At 72.4% G+C, this 13,013-nt stretch carries 13 protein-coding genes; 7 read left to right on the top strand and 6 right to left on the bottom strand.

Translation table 11 applies throughout. The features are described from left to right. Nucleotides 1-134 precede the first annotated feature (134 nt). Together ABT057_RS31060 and ABT057_RS31055 are read left to right on the top strand one after the other, a co-directional pair. On the top strand, nt 135-1,289 hold the full coding sequence (locus ABT057_RS31060) for an acyltransferase family protein (protein ID WP_352346956.1): 1,155 nt from the start codon (nt 135-137) through the stop codon (nt 1,287-1,289). Between the two features lie 37 nt (nt 1,290-1,326). Continuing rightward, a complete protein-coding gene (locus ABT057_RS31055) occupies nt 1,327-1,863 on the top strand; it encodes a hypothetical protein (RefSeq protein WP_352346955.1) in 537 nt (178 codons plus the stop codon). A 37-nt stretch (nt 1,864-1,900) separates the two neighbouring features. Here ABT057_RS31055 and ABT057_RS31050 read toward each other — a convergent pair whose 3' ends face one another. Beyond that, the gene (locus ABT057_RS31050) at nt 1,901-2,857 is read right to left on the bottom strand and encodes a hypothetical protein (protein WP_352346954.1); all 957 of its coding nucleotides are present in this window, start codon (nt 2,855-2,857) and stop codon (nt 1,901-1,903) included. Nucleotides 2,858-2,949: 92 nt separating this feature from the next. After that, entirely contained in the window at nt 2,950-3,396 is a 447-nt protein-coding gene (locus ABT057_RS31045) for an ATP-binding protein (RefSeq protein WP_352346953.1), read from the bottom strand. Nucleotides 3,397-3,709: 313 nt separating this feature from the next. Between ABT057_RS31045 and ABT057_RS31040 the strand changes: the two genes are divergently transcribed. From ABT057_RS31040 to ABT057_RS31025, 4 genes are all read left to right on the top strand, one after another. Beyond that, the gene (locus ABT057_RS31040) at nt 3,710-4,582 is read left to right on the top strand and encodes a Sco1979 family transcriptional regulator (RefSeq protein WP_352346952.1); all 873 of its coding nucleotides are present in this window, start codon (nt 3,710-3,712) and stop codon (nt 4,580-4,582) included. 29 nt (nt 4,583-4,611) lie between these two features. Further along, nucleotides 4,612-4,830, top strand: coding sequence for a DUF397 domain-containing protein (locus ABT057_RS31035; protein ID WP_502973996.1), 219 nt, complete (start codon nt 4,612-4,614; stop codon nt 4,828-4,830). 88 nt (nt 4,831-4,918) lie between these two features. Beyond that, nucleotides 4,919-5,743 (top strand): SAM-dependent methyltransferase, encoded by an 825-nt coding sequence (locus ABT057_RS31030; protein ID WP_352346950.1) that lies wholly within the window; start codon nt 4,919-4,921, stop codon nt 5,741-5,743. 151 nt (nt 5,744-5,894) lie between these two features. Further along, nucleotides 5,895-7,226, top strand: coding sequence for a cytochrome P450 (locus tag ABT057_RS31025; RefSeq protein WP_352346949.1), 1,332 nt, complete (start codon nt 5,895-5,897; stop codon nt 7,224-7,226). 38 nt (nt 7,227-7,264) lie between these two features. On the opposite strand, the gene ABT057_RS31020 is transcribed toward ABT057_RS31025, so the two are convergent. From ABT057_RS31020 to ABT057_RS49270, 4 genes are all read right to left on the bottom strand, one after another. Next, a complete protein-coding gene (locus ABT057_RS31020) occupies nt 7,265-8,827 on the bottom strand; it encodes a mucoidy inhibitor MuiA family protein (protein ID WP_352346948.1) in 1,563 nt (520 codons plus the stop codon). 8 nt (nt 8,828-8,835) lie between these two features. Continuing rightward, nucleotides 8,836-10,866 carry a DUF4139 domain-containing protein gene (locus ABT057_RS31015; RefSeq protein WP_352346947.1) on the bottom strand — a complete coding sequence of 677 codons (2,031 nt, stop codon included), beginning with the start codon at nt 10,864-10,866 and terminating at the stop codon, nt 8,836-8,838. A 120-nt stretch (nt 10,867-10,986) separates the two neighbouring features. Next, entirely contained in the window at nt 10,987-11,445 is a 459-nt protein-coding gene (locus ABT057_RS31010) for an SRPBCC family protein (RefSeq protein ID WP_352346946.1), read from the bottom strand. A gap of 720 nt (nt 11,446-12,165) precedes the next feature. Then, nucleotides 12,166-12,426, bottom strand: a complete 261-nt coding sequence (locus tag ABT057_RS49270; protein ID WP_502973993.1) for a hypothetical protein — start codon at nt 12,424-12,426, stop codon at nt 12,166-12,168. A 16-nt stretch (nt 12,427-12,442) separates the two neighbouring features. Between ABT057_RS49270 and ABT057_RS49265 the strand changes: the two genes are divergently transcribed. Then, nucleotides 12,443-12,754, top strand: a complete 312-nt coding sequence (locus ABT057_RS49265) for a CAP domain-containing protein (protein ID WP_502973992.1) — start codon at nt 12,443-12,445, stop codon at nt 12,752-12,754. The last annotated feature ends 259 nt before the right edge of the window (nt 12,755-13,013 follow it).

Raw genomic sequence — 13,013 nt, 5'->3', positions numbered from 1 at the left:
CCCGGCCGTCCCGGGTTCGCGATGCCCTGGCGCGATGGCTAGGGTGCCTTCCGACATCCCCTGCCCCAGCCCGGTAATACGCGGTTCGGCCTGCCCGCCGTGTTCGGTCCGCCCGGGCTCCTTAGGAAGGAACCGTGCCCGAAAGCCAGCGACACACCGATACCCAGCCCGTTCCGCAGCAGTTCAGGAGCCCCGCCGGACAGAGTCCCGCCCGACCGAGTCCCGCCGCACCGAGTCCCGTCAGACAGCGGGACGCGTTCTTCGACAACGCCAAGTACCTGGCCATCGTGCTGGTGGCGGTGGGACACGCGTGGGAGCCGCTGCGGTCCGGCAGCCGCACCGTCACCGCGCTCTACATGGTCGTCTACGCCTTCCACATGCCCGCCTTCATCGTGATGTCCGGCTACTTCTCGCGCGGCTTCGACGCGAGTCCGCCGAAGATCAGGCGTCTGGTCGGCGGCGTCGTGGTGCCCTACGTCGTCTTCGAGACGGCCTACACGTTCTTCACCCGCTGGAGCGACGGCGTTCCCGACCGCCCGGTCAGCCTGCTGGAGCCGCTGTACCTGACGTGGTTCCTCGCGGCGCTGTTCATCTGGCGTCTGACCACGCCCCTGTGGAGACTCGTCCGGTGGCCCCTTCCGATCGCCCTCGCCCTCGCGGCGCTGGCCACGATGTCGCCGTCCATCGGTGACGACCTCGACCTGCAGCGCGCCCTGCAGTTCCTGCCCTATTTCGTGCTCGGCCTGTGCCTGAGGCCGGAGCACTTCCGGCTGGTGCGCCGCCGCGAGGTCCGCGTCCTGGCCGTACCGGTCTTCATGGCCGCGCTCCTCGTGTCGTACTGGGCGGTGCCGCGGATGAACTACGCCTGGTTCTTCCACAAGGACGCGGCGGCGGACCTCGGCGCGCCCGCCTGGGACGGGCCCGTGATGACCCTCGCCCTCTTCGCCTGTTCGCTGGTCCTGGTCGTCTGTTTCCTGGCCTGGATCCCCGGGCGCAGGACCTGGTTCACCGCGCTGGGCGCCGGCACGCTCTACGGCTACCTTCTGCACGGCTTCGTCATCCAGGCCGGCAACCGCTGGTCCTGGTCCCGCTACGACTGGCCCCATGAGCCGCTGGGCGAGATCACGGTGAGTCTCGTCGCCGCCGGTGTGATGACCGCGCTGTGCACCCCGCCCGTACAGCGGATCTTCCGCTTCGTGATGGAACCGAAGCTGCAATGGGCCTTCGGGCAGGACACGGGCCGGCCGGCCCGGCGCGCAAGTCCCCACACCCCGAGCGTCGGAAACTAAAGTTTACAACCCTCCGTGAGGTAACTATAGTTGTCACATGACCTCGCCTCAGATCACCCCCGAAGAGCAGGCGGAACTCGGCAAGGCTCTCCACGACGCCCTCACTCCGCTCGCGTCGGCCATCCGCTCCCGCGCGTCAGGACTGCCGGAAGACCGCATGTGGGCGGCGGACCCGGTCGAAGTGACGCTGTCGGTCCTGGCCGCCTGGAAGGTTGTGGACACCGAGGTCAAGCGGTTGACCGCGATCGCGGCCGGAACCGCCGGGTCCTACGGTGCGAGCTATGAGCAGATGGGTTCCGTCTGGGGCATCACCCGGCAGGGCGCCCGCAAGAAATGGCCTGACGCCGTCAGCCGCCCGCCGGCCGCCTCGGCGCACGGTTCCACCCCGCTGGAACTGTGCGGTGGAACCGCGGAACTGACGCCGGAGCCTTCGTCGGGCGGCTGGAGGTGGACCGGTCAGGGTGCCGACGGAACACACGGTACGTCCGACGGCGACACCTCGTACGCCACGAAGGAAGAGGCCGCGGCCCACGCGGGCGCCTTCCTGAGGGAACACGCCGCCGGGCGACCCTGAGGCAGGCCGAACGCCTCGTCCTGTCGGGAAGCCTCGGTCAACGGGGCGGACGTCGCCCGACGGGGCGCTCGCTGTCGGGACCGGACAGCCGTTCCACCTCCTGCGCGGCCTCCCCGGCGGCCCGCTCGGCACGCGTCACGGCGCCGGCCGCCGCCCGGTGCCGTTCCGCCGCCTCCTTGTGTTCCCGGTCGGCCTGCTGGAACTCCTCGCGTGCCGGACCGAGTTGTCGTTCGACAGCGGTCACCTGCCGTTGGGCCCGGTCGAGCCGCGCACGTGCCTGCTCCAGTGCCGTGCCTGCGGCCGTCCGTGCCGTGCGCAGGTCGCGCAGGCGGCGGTCGGCCGCCTTGGCTGTCCTGCGGGCCTGAGCGAGCTGTTCCCGCAGCCGTCGGCCGCGTCGCTCCGCGAGGTCGTCCCCGGCCCGACTCCCCGACGGCGGCGTCTCGTCCCCGGTCCGCTTCGGCCGGGTGCCGGCCGATGCGGCCGCGGCGGACGGGAAGTCCGCCGGCGGGGTGAGGGCGCCCGTCAGACGGCCGGCCGCCCACTGGTCCGCGGCGGCCGGATCGGTGAGCACGGCGTGCAGGGTGGATTCGACGTCCCGCTGAGCCGTGTCGGACAGCCGGTGGCCGCTCTCGCGGGCGAGCCGGGCGGCCTGCAGGGACAGGGAGGTGACGATCCCGCGGCGCTGCTCGGACAGCTGTTTGACGCCACTGGTGTCCAGGCTCTGATAGGCCTCGCGCAGCGCCCGCCCCAGCTCGAGGAACCGCCGGCTCTCCTCCGGCCGCGAGCGCAGCAGCAGGTTCGCCGCCCAGGCGGCGAGCGTGGGACGGCGGGCGGCATGGATCCGGCGGGCGTCCTCCACGCGCCCCGCCGTCCTGGCCGCGGCCGCCAGCTCCTCACGGCGGGGGACGAAGCCGGGCGGCGGGACGGTGTAGAGCTCGTCCAGCGTCGCTTCCACATCGTGGTCCCCGCCGTGCCGCGCGCCCTTACGTTGCATGATCACCAGGTTCCACCGAGCCGGGCCCGCGTGCATCTCGGGGGCCCGTCGCTCCGGCGTCCGGCACGGGCGCCCGCCTGTGCCCCGTGCCCTCACACAGGCGTGATCAAGGTCGCCCACACCGCGTTGCCGCCGGTCAGCCGGGACTGGTCGACTCCCCAGGCGTGGGCGATCTGCTGCACCAGGAACAGCCCCCGGCCGCCCTCGTCGTCGGGGCCCGCCTCGCGCGGAGGGAGACCGCCGCCCGGGCGGGCGTGGTCGTGCACCTCCACCCGGAGGCAGTCCTCCGCGACGAGCCCCAGCCCGCACAGGATGCGCGCACTGGACGTGTGGCACACGGCGTTGGTGGCCAGCTCGGACACGAGCAGCACCGCGTCCGCGGAGATCTCGTCGGGCACGTGCCAGGCGGTCATACGCGCGTTCACCGAGCGGCGGGCGACGCTGATGCTGGACCGCTGCGCGGGCAACTCGATCCAGTGCGTACGTTCCTGGTCCGCCCGGCCTAAGAGCTGGGGGGAGGAAGTCGTGTGGGGGGACACGCTTGTCGCCTTCCGTCAGGAGGGGCGCGGTAGGGGCCGGGGCAGGCGGTGCTCCTGCCGGGAGGGGGGTGTTCCCGGTCGGACAGCCGCTCGAGAACGCGACGTAGCCGCGCACCGACTCCGTGTGAGGGTAGGGGTGGTGACAACGATGCTGCCGTGGTCGGCGATGTCGTTCACGCAAGTAACTATGCTGGTAGGCGAGTTCACGCTGCAACCATCTCCCTGATAATTTCACTTCGACGGTATCCGTTTGGCTGCATCATCAAGCTCTGCGCAGACTGGAGCCGATGACGCATCATCAGGAGGTGGCGCAGTGAGCGACGCTCGTCCCGGCGCGGGCACCAGTGCGCCGACCGTTCTGCGCATGATCCTCGGGCGCCGGCTCCGGGAGCGGCGGCTCGGCGCGGGCGTGTCGCTGGAGGCGGCGGCGAAGGCCCTGCGGGTCACGTCGTTGACCATCCGCCGTCTGGAGAAGGCGGAGGTCGGCCTCAAACCCGTGTACGTGGAGAAGCTGCTGCAGACCTACGGGGCCGACCGGCAGGAGATGGACGAGTTCGTCGACCTGGCCGAGCAGGCCAACCAGCCGGGCTGGTGGCACGCCTACCGCGACGTCGTGCCGAGCTGGTTCACCGCCTACGTGAGCCTGGAGAGCGGGGCGAAGACCCTGCGTACCTATGAACCCCACTACGTCACCGGGCTGTTGCAGACGCACGGGTACGCGCGCGCCGTCCTGCGCGGGGGTTTCCCCAACGACAGCGACGAGGACCTGGAGCGGCGTGTCGATCTGCGGTTGCGCCGCCAGAGCCTGCTGACCAAGCCCGACGCCCCCACACTGTGGGTGGTGATGGAGGAGGCCGTCCTGCACCGGGTGGCGGGCGGCGCCGAGGTCATGCGGGAGCAGATCGACCGGCTCCTGGAGGTCACGGACCTGGACCACGTCAGTGTCGACATCGTGCCGTTCTCCGCGGGCGCGCATGTCGGAGCGTGCGCGCCCTTCACCTACTTCCGCTTCGAGGAACCGGAACTGCCCGACATCGTCTACAGCGAAATCCTGTCCGCCTCCGTGTACCTGGACCAGCGCTCCGATGTCGCGGCCCACCTCGAGGCGCACAACCGGATGTCCCTGCTGACCTCCTCCGCGGACAGCAGAGCCCTCCTGAACCGCATGCGAAAGGAGTATTCGTGACCATCGCCGACAGCGTTGTCTACAACGGCATGCCCGCCTCCGACCTGGGCGAACAAGGATGGGAATGCCCCTGGAGCGGCCCCAACGGGGGCCAGTGCGTGGAAACCAAGCAACTCGCCGACGGCCGTGTCGCCTTCCGGCAGTCGACCGACCCCACCGGCCCGGCGCTGATCTACTCGCCGGAGGAGATGGCCGCCTTCGTCGAGGGAATCAAGAGGGGGCTCGCCGATCATCTGACGGCCGGCTGACCGAACCGCAGACGGGGGAGAGTTCGCGCCGGCCCCGGACATGACCCGCCCGGCACACCACGCAGACCACCGAAGGGGACAGGACAGGATGAGCAACACCCGCGCCGCAGGGGGCATCGACACCAGCAGGCCGCACTCGGCCCGCATGTACGACTACTACCTCGGCGGCAAGGACCATTTCGAAGTCGACAAGCGGGCCGCCGAGACCGTCGCCGCGGCCTATCCCGGAATCTTCGTGTGCGCCCGCGAGAACCGGGCCTTCATGCACCGGGCCACCCGCGTGCTCGCGCGGGAACACGGCATACGTCAGTGGCTCGACATCGGCACCGGCATTCCCACCGAGCCGAACCTGCACCAGGTCGCCCAGAGCGTCGTCCCCGAAGCGCGCGTGGTGTACGCCGACAACGACCCCCTCGTCCTCAAGTACGCCGAGCGCCTCATGCGCAGCACCCCCCAGGGCCGCACCACGTACATCGAAGCGGACGTCAACAACGCGGCGGCACTGCTGAGCGCCCCCGAACTGGCCGACATCCTGGACCTGGACCGGCCCGTGGCGCTCTCGCTGAACGCCCTCATGCACTTCGTCACCGACGCCCAGGACCCGTACGGGATCGTCGGCAGGCTGCTCGACGCCCTGCCGTCGGGCAGCGCGCTCGCCCTCAGCCACTGCACGCCCGACTTCGACCCGCCCACCTGGCAGAAGGTCACCGACATATACACCGCCGCCGGGACGCCGGTGCAGTTCCGCTCCCGGGAGGACGTCGCGCGCTTCTTCGACGGGCTGGAACTGCTCGACCCCGGCGTCAGTGTCGGTCACCGCTGGCGTCCGGACGCGTCGGTCGGAGCGCGGCCCGTCCAGGCCCCCACGGACGCGGAGGTCAGCCTCTGGACCGCCGTCGGCATCAAGCCCTGACCCCCGGAGATCACCCGCGCGCCGCCGCACGCGCACGGCGCGACGGAGGCCGCCCCGGGACCGACTGTCACCAGGTGTGCCCACTCCCGTACAGTCCGTGGTGCTTGCGCTCTGATGCGGCCAAGCCCAGCGGCTGACCAGGAGACGAAACATGGACACCGAAACCGGTCCCGGTTCCCTTCCGCACGCTCCCGGCCCGGGGCGGCCCCTCCCCGAGGCCGAGCCCGGGCTGGTGGAGCGGTGGCGTTCGGGGGGAGGGGAACTGGTCGAGCTGCTGTCCCAGGTACGCGAGCGGCTCGGCGGCGTCGCCGCGTTCCGTCTGGGGTCCGCCCGCACCGTGCTCGTCACCGACCCGCGGGCCGTGCAGCACGTACTCGCCCGGCACCCGGAGCGGTACGTCAAGCGCTCCCACCGCGCCCGGCTGCTGATCGGCGACGGTGTCCTCGCCGCCACCGGTGACGCGTGGAAGCGGCAACGCCGGCTGCTGCAGTCCCAGTTCACCGGCACCGGAATGCGCCGCTACGACCGGCGGATCACCGCGGCCGCCCGGACCACCGCCGGGCGCTGGGCCGGGTACGCCCGTACCGGACAGCCGTTCGACGTCGGGCAGGAGATGCGCCGCTTCGCCCTGGACGCCATCTGGCGCTCACTCACGGGGCATCCCCTCGACGACGGGACCGAGCGGGAACTCGCCGCCGTCACCACCGTGGCGACCGCCCTCCCGACGCTGCCCGCCGATGCCGCCGACGCCCATGACGCCGTGGCCGCCGATCTCGCCCGGATCGACGCGGTCGCCCGGCACGCCATCGAGGCCGCCCGCAGCGGAGCGGCAGGACCCGACGGCCCCGGCCTGCTGCACGTCCTGACCGACGCAGCCACCGAACACCCCGAATACACCGACAGGCTGATCCGCGACGAACTGGTCACGCTGCTCGTGGCCGGACACGAGACCACCGCCACCACCCTGACCTGGCTCCACCTGCTCCTCGACCGGTACCCCGCCGCCCGCCGGCAGGCGCTCGCCGCCGGCGGCGAAGGAACGGCCGGGCGCCGCCAGGCCGTCCAGGCGCTGGTCCACGAGACACTGCGGCTCTACCCGTCCGCCTGGATCCTGCCCCGGCACACCACCGAGGACGACACCCTCGCCGGCCACGCCGTCGAGGCGGGCACCGATCTGCTGGTCTGTCCCTACCTCACCCACCGCGACCCCGAACTGTGGCCGGACCCGGAGCACTTCGACCCCCGCCGCTTCACCACCCCGGACGGCCGCCCCACCCATCCGGGAGCCTACTTCCCCTTCGGTATCGGTCCGCGCGCCTGCCTCGGCCTGCAGTTCGCGCTCCGTGAATCGGCCGCCCTGCTCGAACACCTGCTGCCCGACCACACCCCCGTGTTCGGTTCGACCCCCACCAAGGCGGTGTACGGCATCACCGTCCGCCCCGACGGCCCCACCCCGGCGACCCTGGAACCGGCACGCGCCTGAAGCAGGCCCGCCGGGAGAGCCGCCCGGGGCGGCCGGGATCAGAGCCCGCTGACCTTGGCGCTCGCCGAGAGGTCGTAGACCAGGGTGACGGTGCGTCGTCCGCCGGGCGGGAGCGCGAGGTTCCAGCGGACGATGCCATCGGCGTCGACCGTGTCGGGGGCGGGGGAGCAGGACTCCTTGCGCAGACGGGTCTCCACCGCCGAGACCTCGGAGACCGGGATCCGTTCGCGGACGACGATCACCCGATCGCCCTGCTCGCCGGGGGCCGAGAACCGGGACAGATGCAGCTGGACCGTCCGGGTGAGCACGGTCCGCTGGGTGAGCGCGGCGGTCTCCCGGGTCTCCTCGGTGTGCCGGACGACCCGGTGGTCGTCACGGCTGCCGTAGGCGAGTTCGACGGGGGCGCCCGGGGCGGTGAAGTCCAGGGTGCCGCGGCCGGTGAATCCGCTGCCGCGGATGAGGTCGACGGGTCCGGCGAGCAGCGCGTGGCCGGACAGGTTGTCGAACCGCGCCACCTCGGTGACCAAGGGGGACAGCTCGGGCGTGCACGAGTATTCGACACCTGCTGCGGTGGTGAAGGCGGAGAGCGGAACGCGATGGGCACGGCCGTCGGCGGGCACGGAAACCATCGCGGGGGCGCCGAGCACGCGCACCTCGCCGCCGTCGTCCACTCCGGGCAGGCCCAGTACGGCGGCCGCCGGGCCGAGGTCCGCGATCTCCTCCTCGCGCAGCTCCACGTCGACGGTGCGGCGCTCAGCGGGGGAGCGGTCCTGGAGCACGAGCCGGTCCTCGCCCAGGCTGGGCGGATCGGTGGCCAGCGCCGAACGCGCCGTCGACAGCGTCAGCCGTACGCCGGACCAGTCCTCGCCGGTGCGCTGCCAGACCATCGCGTCGGTCTCCAGCGTGAGGGACCCCCCGTCGAGTACGGCCCGGTAGGCGGGCCGCCACAGCGCACACGGGGTGACGTGGCTCAGACGCAGCCCGGCCGCCCCGGCGGCAGACGCCTCCACGGTCAGTTCGATGTGACCGACCAGCTCGGCGGGCTCCTCCTCGGCGAGGTCCAGCGCCCGCCGGGCCTCGCCGAGTTCGGCCGCGAGGGCGGCCGACCGGGCTTCGACGGTGCGCAGTCGCTCGCCGTGGGAGTCGCGCTCGTCGTCCACCCGGTCCAGTTCACGGTTCCAGCGAGTCCCTTCGGTCTCTCCGGAACCGGCGCCCTCGCCGATCTCCCGCAGCAGATCGGCGGCGAGACGGCCGAGCACGTCGAGCCGCGCGTGCAGCCGGTCGCGCTGCCGCCCCAGGGCGAGCTGCTCCTCTTCGAGCGTGTGCACGCGGCGGCGCAGAACGGAGTCGTCCTCGGCGGGCCGCCGCCCGCGCGGCGTCCAGCTGCGGACGATCCGCACGTCGAGCACGGTCGCCGGGTGGTCGGCGGTCAGCTCGGCGTGCAGAGTACGGTCGACGGCCAGCGCGCTGACGGGCCCGAGACGCAGCCGCTGGACGCCGGCCTCGAGGTCCAGCACGGTGGCGCGTTCGACGTGGGCGCGGTCCTCCAGACAGGTGACGGCGATGACGGGGAGGGGGATCGGCTCCGGTGCCGTGGACATGGGGTGTGTCAGCTCCTGCGGTTGCCGCCGACCAGGGTCTTGGCGGACGGGATACGGATCTCGTAGCCGCCGTCGAGGGCGGTGGTGGCGCCGGCGGGCAGGTCCACCCGCCAGATGCGGGTGCCGGGGGCGTGCTGCTCCGCTTCCGCGCCGTCCCGGGGAGCCGTCCAGTCGGCCCGTTCCTCGATCCTGACGTCCGCGTCGGAGGTGACCGGCACCCGCTCGCGGACCTCGACGGTGACGGGCCCGGCGAGCCGGTTCGCCAGCTCCACGTGGACGCGGTGGTCGAGCACGGTGGTGTTGTTGCGCAGCCCCGCCGTCGACTCGTGCAGATTCGTGCGGCGGGTGACCCTGATGCCTTCCTCCGGCCCGAGCCCGACCCGGCGCACACCGCCGGGGGCGAGCGTGGGCAGCGCGGCGGTCAGCAGGAAGTCGTCACCGACGGTGACCTCCACCGGGCCGGCCAGCAGCGCCTGGTCGGTGGAGTTGGACAGCACCAGTGTGGCGTACACGGTCTGCTCCACGGACGGCACGCACAGGTACTCGGTACGCAGACCGACCGGGATCTCTCCGACGGTGACGGTGTGCCAGGTGCCGTCCGAGGGAATGTCGGCGCGGGCGACCGCGTCGAAGCGGTGGTCGAAGGAACCGGCCGCCGCGCGAGGCCGTACGGCGTGCGCGGGCAGCGGCAGCGCGGCCACCGCCTCGGCACGGCGCTGGTACTCGGCCGCGACCGGATCGTGGGGAGCGTCGGGAAACAGCAGGCCCCGTCGGCCGTCCCGCTCGTCGGCGCCGCTCAGGACGAGGGCCGTGTAGTCGAGTTCGGCGCCGCTCGGCCGGGGCGGACCGGCCGCCGGCGGCGGCGTCGGCGGCGCGGCCTTGCGGAGCGCCGCGGACGGGGCACGGCCGGCGGCCGCCGGCCTCATGGCGGCGGGGGGCGCGAGGGGCATGCCGCCCGGTTGTGCGGGGGCCGCCGGCGGCACGGCGACAGGCGCGCCGTAGCCCTGCGGCGGCGGAGGCGGCGGTGCGACTGGACCGGGCGCTGCACTGCCCGCCACGGCCACGGGGGCGTGTCCGAGAGCCGTGGACGCGCCGGCAGGGCGAGGGCCCGCCCCGTCGTACCCGGCGAACAGGTCGGCCAGACCGGCGGGGGGCTCACGCCAGCCGGACGGCAGAGGATCGGGCTGACGGCGTCCGATCCGGAGGGAACGGAGCCGGGGCAGGTCGGTGCGGCGCCGCAGGTCGGCGGTGGCCAGGGCGATGCGCACGCCGGTCCAGTCCTCACCGGTGCGCTGGGCGACCGAGGCGCGCAGCACCAGGCGGCCACTGCTCTCGCCCTGACGGTGGGTGAGCCGGTAGGCCGGCACCCAGACGGCGCCCGGCACGCCGTACTCCAGCTCGACCTCCACGTCGGTGTCACCGGTGTCACCGGCGCCGTCGAGGGTCAGGACCGCTGAGACCGTGGTCTGTACATGCGCCGACGGCGCGTCGGTGGAGGCGCGGTCCAGCCGGTCCACGGCGACGGAGAGTGAGTCCTCGGCGCGGTCCAGCGCCTCCTCCAGCTCGACGAGACCGGCGTGCAGTCCGGTCAGCCGCTCGTCGACGAAGTCGGCGAGCTCCAGCCACGCGTCGACCGGAGTACGGCGGTGCGGGTCGTCCCGCTTGCGGGCGGGCGGGACCGGGCGCAGAGCGCCGACCTCCTCGATAAGACTCAACTGCCGGTCCCGGCGCCCCCGCGCGGCCCCGCACTCGTCGTGCAGCCGTTCCACCTCGCGCCGCAGCTCTTCACGCGTGCCGCTGCCGGTACCGGGCGGCTCGGCCTCGACCTCCACCCGTGCCTCGGTGATCCGCAGTCCGGAGGAGTCCGCGATCCGGGCCCGCAGGGAGCCCGGGTCCAGAGAGCGGGGCAGCCCCGTCACCCGCACCCTGCCGTCGGGCGGCACACTGCCCCGGGCCAGCCGGCGGCAGACCGCGCCCTGCGCGTACACCACGACCGAATCGAGAACCGACCCCCACCTGCGTGCTGCCTCAGCTGTCATGTGCTCCGCCCCCGGACGTCTTCGTGCTGAGCGAAGCCTACGCGGAGCCCGCGCATCAGACGGCAGACCTGGTCGCGCAGTCGGCCTGCCCGTCCGAACGGTGGGGCGGCGCACACGGCGTCAGCGCGGAGCGATCGCCGCCTCGGCCGCCGTCTTGATGCGTCGGCCGAAGGCGTCGGCGTCCTTGCGGGCCGCGGCGAGCGCCAGGCCGACGAGGAGCTTGCCGAGCCCGTGGCCGTCGAGAACGTTGAAGAGCCGGACCCGGGTCCCGCCGTCGGGCAGCGCTTCCAGGTCGTAGCCGCCTTCGCGTGCCGTCACGGCGTTCTTCGACACCTCGGCCCACCGGAGCTTCACCGGCGCCTGCAGATCGGTGATGCGGAACTCCCGGCCGGTCTTCATCCCGGCGTCCTTGACCGTGCTCCGGAAGACGGTGCCCACGGCGGTCGGGGAGTCCGGGACCCGATCGATCCTGAGCACCCGGGGGCTGAACTGCGGATCGTTGCGCCCGTCCGCGAGGTAGGCGAACACCTCGTCGACGGGCCGGTCGACCTCGACGACTGCTTCGAACTGTCCTGACATCGGCACTCCTGGTCGACTGGGCCGCCCGCGCCCGCGTGGACGGCTGCGAAGGAACGCAAGGGCCACACCGCGCCGCCGGACGTGCCATGGCGGCACCGCGACGATACGGGACCAGCGGCCGTCTCGCGCGGCACGGTGTGACGTGAAATCCGGTGTGCGGAACGAGGTCGCGAAGGGCTTCAGGATGGCGTGGGTGCGGCCGCGGTGGCCGCGGTGACATTCGTCACGCGAACATCTCGAATCAACGCTGTCCGTTAGTACTCGGCACCCGGGCGAAATAGAGGGATGTGTCGCCTGGAAGCGGGCATACGGCGCCCGTGATCCGACGGTACGGACTCCGCTTGCTTCCTTCGCGCTGCCGACCCGGAACAGGCGGCTTCCTGACGGCGCGTCTGATCCCGTCGCGTTCCGGGAGGCCGGGTCAGCACAACCCCGTACCGGATTCAAGGGCGGCGGACGCCTACGAGGCCGGGTAGTGGTGGCGCTCGTTGCCGGGCTCTCGCCCAGGTTCGACAATGACGGCCCTCCAGAGGCGTCACCGCAGGTCAAGCACAGTTTCTATGCAATGCCGAGCCCACCGCGGGGCGCCATCAAGGACGACCGAGCGAGGCCCGCCATGAGGAAGCACCGCAGGAAGACACGCCGTCGGCACATAGCCGTCGCCGCCATCGCGCTGAGCGCGCTGGCGGTACCGTCCGCGGCCATGGCCTGTCTGAACGATCAGACCTCCGAGACGGCCATGACCCACCGGCAGTGGAAGAACTGGACGAACGCGTCCTCGAGCCGGCGGTGGGTGAACGGCGAGTGGACCTCGCGGTCCCCGACGCCGGCCTCGTCGGCCGCCGCGAAACCGGCCTCGGCACCGGCCGCCGCATCCCCTGCGCCCGCCGCCGCGTCTCCCGGTGCCACCAGTGCGTCGGCGGCCCCCTCCTCCGGCGCGGTGGCCCGCGTCGTAGCCCTGGTCAACAGCGAGCGCAGCAAGGCCGGGTGCTCCCCGGTGACCCTGAACGCGAAGCTGTCCAAGGCCGCCCAGGAACACAGCACGGACATGGCGGCCCACAAGACCATGTCGCACACCGGCTCCGACGGCTCGGACCCGGGCGAACGGATCACCCGCGCCGGATACGACTGGAGTGCCTACGGCGAGAACGTCGCCTACGGATACTCGACTCCCGAGCAGGTCATGGCGGGCTGGATGGCCAGTCCAGGTCATAAGCGAAACATTCTGACCTGCAGTTTCAAGGACATCGGTGTCGGCCTCGCGCAGCCCGGCAACTACTGGACGCAGGACTTCGGCACACCCCGCTGACAGCGCGGCAGAAAACGCGGACGCCAGCGCCCGGCACCCTGTGCCGGGCGGGGCCGGGCCGTTCGGCCGGGGTCGGCTGGACGTGGGCCGCGGAGCAGGATGCCACCTGTCCGGCCGTGACCGCGCGCCGTCATCCCTTCGCGGCACGTCTGGTCCGCACCCACTCCGCCCGGTCCTAGTGGGCCAGTTCAGCCGTGACCAGCAGGTCCCGCCAGTCCTCCAAGGAGAGTTGGGCGGCTCCACGCCCGAGTCCGCCCCG

The organism is Streptomyces sp. NPDC002588 (assembly GCF_040295925.1).
GTDB lineage: Bacteria > Actinomycetota > Actinomycetes > Streptomycetales > Streptomycetaceae > Streptomyces.
This window is presented reverse-complemented; position numbering and strand designations above follow the sequence as displayed.

What these genes read in the sequence shown, in the direction of transcription:
- ABT057_RS31055 (WP_352346955.1), top strand. Translation starts at nt 1,327, where the DNA reads ATGACCTCGCCTCAGATCACCCCCGAAGAGCAGGCGGAACTCGGCAAG.
- ABT057_RS31050 (WP_352346954.1), bottom strand. Translation starts at nt 2,857, where the DNA reads ATGCAACGTAAGGGCGCGCGGCACGGCGGGGACCACGATGTGGAAGCG.
- ABT057_RS31035 (WP_502973996.1), top strand. Translation starts at nt 4,612, where the DNA reads ATGCCCGCCTCCGACCTGGGCGAACAAGGATGGGAATGCCCCTGGAGC.
- ABT057_RS31030 (WP_352346950.1), top strand. Translation starts at nt 4,919, where the DNA reads ATGAGCAACACCCGCGCCGCAGGGGGCATCGACACCAGCAGGCCGCAC.
- ABT057_RS31025 (WP_352346949.1), top strand. Translation starts at nt 5,895, where the DNA reads ATGGACACCGAAACCGGTCCCGGTTCCCTTCCGCACGCTCCCGGCCCG.
- ABT057_RS31020 (WP_352346948.1), bottom strand. Translation starts at nt 8,827, where the DNA reads ATGTCCACGGCACCGGAGCCGATCCCCCTCCCCGTCATCGCCGTCACC.
- ABT057_RS31015 (WP_352346947.1), bottom strand. Translation starts at nt 10,866, where the DNA reads ATGACAGCTGAGGCAGCACGCAGGTGGGGGTCGGTTCTCGATTCGGTC.
- ABT057_RS31010 (WP_352346946.1), bottom strand. Translation starts at nt 11,445, where the DNA reads ATGTCAGGACAGTTCGAAGCAGTCGTCGAGGTCGACCGGCCCGTCGAC.